Annotated in this window: 6 protein-coding genes; 3 read left to right on the plus strand and 3 right to left on the minus strand. The window is 66.8% G+C overall.

Features of this window, described 5'->3' with window-relative positions; genetic code table 11:
- Positions 1-273 precede the first annotated feature (273 nt).
- Together IG94_RS0137620 and IG94_RS0137625 are read left to right on the plus strand one after the other, a co-directional pair.
- Positions 274-1,662 carry an NsdA family TPR-like regulatory protein gene (locus IG94_RS0137620; RefSeq protein ID WP_211269726.1) on the plus strand — a complete coding sequence of 463 codons (1,389 nt, stop codon included), beginning with the start codon at positions 274-276 and terminating at the stop codon, positions 1,660-1,662.
- 72 nt (positions 1,663-1,734) lie between these two features.
- Positions 1,735-2,217, plus strand: coding sequence for an SAM-dependent methyltransferase (locus tag IG94_RS0137625; protein WP_031048476.1), 483 nt, complete (start codon positions 1,735-1,737; stop codon positions 2,215-2,217).
- Positions 2,218-2,510: 293 nt separating this feature from the next.
- Here IG94_RS0137625 and IG94_RS39325 read toward each other — a convergent pair whose 3' ends face one another.
- The 3 genes from IG94_RS39325 to IG94_RS0137640 all read right to left on the minus strand — a co-directional run bounded on the left by IG94_RS39325 (position 2,511) and on the right by IG94_RS0137640 (position 5,004).
- The gene (locus IG94_RS39325; protein ID WP_043485721.1) at positions 2,511-2,894 is read right to left on the minus strand and encodes a DUF6415 family natural product biosynthesis protein; all 384 of its coding nucleotides are present in this window, start codon (positions 2,892-2,894) and stop codon (positions 2,511-2,513) included.
- Between the two features lie 231 nt (positions 2,895-3,125).
- Positions 3,126-4,307 (minus strand): helix-turn-helix domain-containing protein, encoded by a 1,182-nt coding sequence (locus tag IG94_RS0137635; protein WP_031048478.1) that lies wholly within the window; start codon positions 4,305-4,307, stop codon positions 3,126-3,128.
- A gap of 55 nt (positions 4,308-4,362) precedes the next feature.
- A complete protein-coding gene (locus IG94_RS0137640) occupies positions 4,363-5,004 on the minus strand; it encodes an HAD family hydrolase (RefSeq protein WP_031048481.1) in 642 nt (213 codons plus the stop codon).
- Between the two features lie 330 nt (positions 5,005-5,334).
- Between IG94_RS0137640 and IG94_RS42735 the strand changes: the two genes are divergently transcribed.
- On the plus strand, positions 5,335-5,532 hold the full coding sequence (locus IG94_RS42735) for a helix-turn-helix domain-containing protein (RefSeq protein ID WP_157852416.1): 198 nt from the start codon (positions 5,335-5,337) through the stop codon (positions 5,530-5,532).
- Positions 5,533-5,745: the final 213 nt, after the last annotated feature.

Consider the following 5,745-nt stretch of genomic DNA (forward strand, 5'->3'; position numbering starts at 1 on the left):
TGTCCATGTTGCAAGTCTCACAGCACGGTCAAGCCACCGACCTGTCCCGGTCTCCGATCCGCACGGGGCGGGCGATCACCAATTGAGACAACTTCTAAGTAGATCGAGCCAAGTTGAGTGAGAAACGCCGTGCACCGCAGTCGGTCGGCGTGCATGGTGAGTGGTCCGGCCGCTACGTTGAGCGAACCGCGAATCCCCGCTGGGGGGTATGCCTGTGCGGCCCGCAAGGCCGTCAAAGGCGTCAAAGATCATTTCGGACCCGAGGGGCAGCCCATGGCCCGTGAGCGAAACGTCGCCCTCGCCGCACTCCTGCGCGAAGCGGGCTGGTCCCAGCCCCAAGCAGCCGCCGCCGTCGCTCGTGTCGCCGCGGAGAGCGGTGCTCGCGAATTGGAGGCCATCTCGCGCTCGCACATTGCCATGTGGGTCCAGGGCACCAAGCCCAGCGGACGAGCGCCCCATATCCTGCGTGAGACGCTGTCCCGCAGGCTCAGCCGCCGCCTCACCCTCGCTGACCTCGGGCTGGAAGACGGGCCGACAGGCTCGCCCGACAGCAGTTCCGACTGGAGCGTCGACCCTCTGACCGTGCTGGCCGAGCTGGGAAGCGACGACCTGGACATGCACCGACGCAAGCTGCTGGCGACCGCCGCGTACTCGGCCGCCGGCCTCACACTGCCCGCGAGCGCGTGGTGGACAACCGCACCAGCCGCAGCAGCATCGCGCCCAGCAGTCTCCCCACGGCTGGTAACGCAGGCCGACATCGACGACATCCGCAACCTGACAGCCTTCTACTCCGCGCGGGACCAGCAGCGTGGCGGAGCCTCGGGGCGCTCGGCCCTGGCCGGCCACCTCCGCGACGAAGCGGTGCCACTGCTGGGCAGCAGATTCCGAACGGAACGGCACCGCCGGGACACATACTCGGCCGTGGCAGAGATGACCTACATCGCAGGCTGGATGGCGTTCGACGCATCGGAGCACCGCACCGCCCAGCGCTACCTCACCCTCGCCGCACGCATCGCGGCCGAAGCGGGAGACGGACCACTGGGCGGCCACATCCTGCGTGCCCTCGCCCACCAGGCAGTCGACCTCGGGCACCCACGAAGGGCCCTCGACCTGGCCGACGCCTCCATGGCCCACACCCACTACGGCCAGGCCAGCTCGCGCGAGAAGGCCCTGCTCTCCATCGTCCACGCCCGTGCCCTGGCCGCCGACGGCGACCGACCCGGCACCCTCGCGGCCATCAGCCGGGCGGAGCGGGATCTCGCCCGAGCCGACAACGAGGATGCCCCCGAGCGTGTGGGCTTCTTCCAGGAAGCCTCCCTTGCCCACGAGACCGCCTGCGCTCTGCGCGACCTGGGCAACCCCCTCGACGCGGAGATCCACTTCCAGCGCAGTGTCGCCACCCGCCGCCGACAGCAATACGCCCGCACCCACAGCGTGACCCTCGGCTACCTGGGCGCCGTCCAGGTCCAGCAAGGACGTCTCGACGAGGCGTGCGGCACCTGGGCGCAAGCTCTCGACGCCATGGCCGGAGTCCAGTCTGGCCGCGCCCGCGACGTAATCGTCCGTATGCAGAGCGACCTGTCGCCCGTGAGGCAACGAGGGGGCCGTCACGTGGCCGCACTGGACCGCCGGGCGCGGGAGATGCTGCGCGCCATAGGCTGACCACAGGGCAGGTTCGCGGCTGCGGCCGGTGGCTGCTGAACACGCGACTCCAGGGGAGAGGAACGAGCGCCGATGGCAACGTACGAGGTCGAATCGATCGCAACGGTCGTCGGGGGCCACACCCGCGTCCAAGACGATTACCAGGGCGGGGTGGAATCGATCATCCGACTGAATGACGCCTTCCCACTCGAAACGCTGCAGGGCATCGAGGAGTTCTCCCACCTCACGGTGACCTGGCGCTTCCACCTGGCGCGTCCCGAAGACGTGCAGCTCCACGCGCGCAGCCCCAGGGGCAACCCGGTCTGGCCGGCGACCGGAACGTTCGTCCACCGCAACCACCGGCGCCCCAACCAACTGGCGATCAGCTATCCGCGACTGCTCAAGACAGACGGCCGGGACCTCGTCGTCACCGATTTGGACGCTGTGGACGGCACCCCCGTCCTCGACGTAGCGCCGTACTTCGCGCAGATGGGGCCCCGAGGACCGGTGCATCAGCCAGCTTGGCCGGCCGAGATGCTTGCCACGTACTGGCTGGATGCCTCGGAGCGCCCGTAAGCTGGCCGAACGCAGTGACGCGTTGCTCGCAAAAGCGCTCAACGGCGCCTGCCCACGGTTATGCGGAAGGTGCAGCAAGTAGTCCGGCAGCCCTTGTTGGCAACTCATTAGCAAGACAGGGCCTCGGCGATCCCCCGGTCCCGAAGTGTCATCTCGTTCGGGATAACGCAAGGTTCCGTACTGCGTCGTCAGTTGCTGAAGGAATGGGGCGCTCTGGACCTGGCCGAGGCGGTGCCGACGCCGGTAGACGAGTCCGCCGCGATTGTGCGAGGCTCGTCGCAATGGTCGGGTCACTAGCCGATCACCTCAACCTCACGCAGCTCGTGCACGTGGCGGGCCAGGTGAGCGACGTGGATTGCGCCAGCAAGCGGCGCCGTGCCCATTTGGAAGTTCAGGGTGTCCTCTGCTCGCTCGGCAGCTTGGACGAGCCTGTACCAGTCGCGGGACCCTTGCGGCTTGGCATCGGCCCGGCGTTGCACGAGCAGCACGAGCCGCTCGATCTCCGGCCGTAGCGCCCTGTCGAGCTCTTCGAGCCGGGTCATGGGCGGCAGAATGCCGGTAGCGCCGAGCGCCTCGGCGATTAGGTGAGAAACCTGGTCCGCGTCGATGTGCTGCTGCGTCGTGCGCATCACGCCGCCGTCACCCTTGTGTGGCAGCCGCACGAAACGACCGTCCACACACGGGTTCCAGCCGTCAATTGAACACGTCCGACTGCGGCCAGTTCTCGCGCCACGGCGCCGCAGTACCAGCACGCGCGGCCGTGGAGCCGCGCAATGCTCACTGGGCCGTCGACCCGCAGCAACTTGCCGGCGCACTTCTTCATCCCAGTCTCCGGTCTGCCTCATCTATGTGGACAGACAGAGCATGGGCCGTTAGAAGGGCTGAAAGGGATACACCGTGTATCCCTTTCAGACTGCGCCGATCCACTCGGTGAAACTCGTCAGTGATTCAGCGTCCGCTCGCTTCAGTCGACGGATCGTCGCAGCAGCCTCGCGAGCCCATGGATGTTCCCGCGTGTGCTGGGGGGCGATGAACCGGGCGACCTTCAGCGATTCGAAGGCGTTGTCCGGGCGGCCGGCCCACACTTGCGCGCGCGCAAGCTCGATCCAGAAACCGGATTGCCGCTCCTCGGGCAGTCTGTCGGGCGGCGTCCACTCGTCGGCGATGTCGAGAGCCCGCTGCAGGTGCTCTTGCCCGAGGCTGACAGCTACAGAGACTTCGTGCGCGCGAACTGAGTCCGGGCCGAACTGCGTGCCATCGTAAGCGGCTTCCGGCACTGCGTCGCCGAGCGTCCGGGCCTCGTCGAGGTGGAGGTTAACGGCGTCCATGTCACCGCTGCGGCCAGCGATGACGGCGGCACGCATGTGCAAAGCGCCGCGGGCAGCGGTTGACACCGTGCCGAGCGGGCTCGGACAGGCGTCGATGGCCTGCTCTAACGCGCGTAACCCTTGAGCGTGGGCGCGGGCAGCGAAGAATGTCTCGGTGCGCACGTAGGCTGCAGTGGCTTGCGCGATGTGGCTCTCGGTCTGATCGGCCGCCCACCGCATTAGTTCCACCAGTCGCGCGGACAGGTCGAGGGCACCGAACTTGTACGCCACGGCGTCTGCGGAACGAGCAGCGGCGGCAAGGATGTGCGCGGCGCGGAGCTGCTCGGCACCGCTCGTGTGGTGGAGCGCCGTGAGCGACTCGGTGAGCAGGCGGGGAGCGTGCTCGGCGATGCGGGCGTACTGAGTGGCGAGACGCCACTTCACGAGCTCGCCGACGTCCTCGCCGAGTTCATAGAGCGGGCGTGGTGCGGTGTCGGCAGGAATGTCGTACGCGGCGATGGCCATGGAGATGTCGGGCAGGGCAGCGTGCACACGGCTGTCGGTGCGGGTGCTGTCAGCGACTATGCGGCTCGGGTCGACGTTGAGTGCTGCGGCGATCGAGTCGAGGGTGTCGTCGCTGGGCGAGCGGGCACCTCGCTCGATTCCCTTCACAGTGGCGAGGGAGACGTAGGCGGCACGGGCGAGGTCGGCCTGAGTCATCCGGCGCGCACGGCGGATGGTCGCGATGCGCTGGCCTACCTCACGCCTACTGGCGATTGGCATATACGCACCGTAGCTCGTTGCATGCATCTACGAGATGTGAACGGGTCTGCAGCTGCTACGCAGTGAGGAGGGGCGGCAAAGCGGCGAGCGTGCTGATCCTCCAGTCGGCGACTTCGGTCACCTCCGGGCTGTCGGCCCAGAGGTGACCCCACGGGCCTCGTCGAAGGTGCGCCGTGCGGAGCCCGGCAGCGGCGGCTGGGGTGACGTCGTTGGCAGGATGATCACCGACGTACACGGTCTCGGCGGGTGCCGCCTGCGCCGCCTCGACCACCTTGCGGAAGAACTCCGGGGCAGGCTTGGCCACACCCCACTCCCCGGAGGTGACGACCAGGTCAGCGGGAAGGTCCAGGGCGCGCAGCAGTTCAGCCGCGCGGGTGGTTTGGTTCCCGGCGATGATGACGCGCATACCCAGGGCCCGTAGTTCGGTGAGCGCGGGGCGTACGTCGTCGTAAAGGTCGCTCTCGTCGAGGTCCTCGCCGCGGCCAGCCGCATCACGGGCCGCATACTCGGTGGCGAGGTCAATGCCGGGCTGAATGAGACGCAGGGCATCCGCGTTGTCACGTCCCTGAGCGACGACCGCGCCGACGAGTGCGGACACGGTGTGCCGGGGGACGCTGAGCCAGTCGGCCCACGCTGCCCAGTAACGGTCGTCTCGTACGATCGTCTCACCGACATCGAAAATCACTGCGCGAATCATGCGGGCAGAGTATCGGTCGTCCCCGCACCCGCTGGTGGTAGCGCGCTTCAGAGGGGCAGACCCGGCCCCATCTGACTGATGGGTCGCCGTGGTGTCGCCCAGCAACCAGGTGGTTCTCGACAAGCACTGCTCGCCGTCGAGTGGCAGTCGAGAGCCGCTGCTGCAGCTATTCAGCCCGAGCGGAACATAGCCGACGATTGCCGGTTGGGCAAACCGGCGACGCTGCGGAGTATTGATCCACGGCCCGGGTCGGTGAGACACCGGATCACGGGTGTGCCTTTCGAGGTGCCGTGTGCGGTTGCGGGCAGAGACGACGGAGGAGACTTGCGAGTGGCTGAAACTGGCCGGTTCATGGATGTCAAGGATACTGCCGCATATTTGAATGTATCCGTCTCCTGGCTGTATAAGAATGCGACCCGGTCGGGATTGGTGATGTACAGATTCGGCGTAGGAATGAACTCAAAGATTCGTTTCAACGTCGCAGAGGTTGAAGCCTGGGTGAAGCAGCAGCGAATAATGGGAGGCTGATGCGTTTCCGATAGCTGGCCTCAAGAAGGGGATTACTCCTGGTGTCGCAGATGTTCAATCAAAACTGTGGGCGCCTTGTCGGCTGGACATGGAGTGGATAGTTGGCAGTTTCGTTGGTTCGTGGGATGGGGTCGTTTTTCAAGGGGTGTGAGCATCCGCGGTCGCGGTGGTCGAAGTGCCCGCACCCGTACAGGGTCCGCTATCGGTCGGCAG

It is taken from the genome of Streptomyces olivaceus, from assembly GCF_000721235.1.
Taxonomy (GTDB): domain Bacteria; phylum Actinomycetota; class Actinomycetes; order Streptomycetales; family Streptomycetaceae; genus Streptomyces; species Streptomyces olivaceus.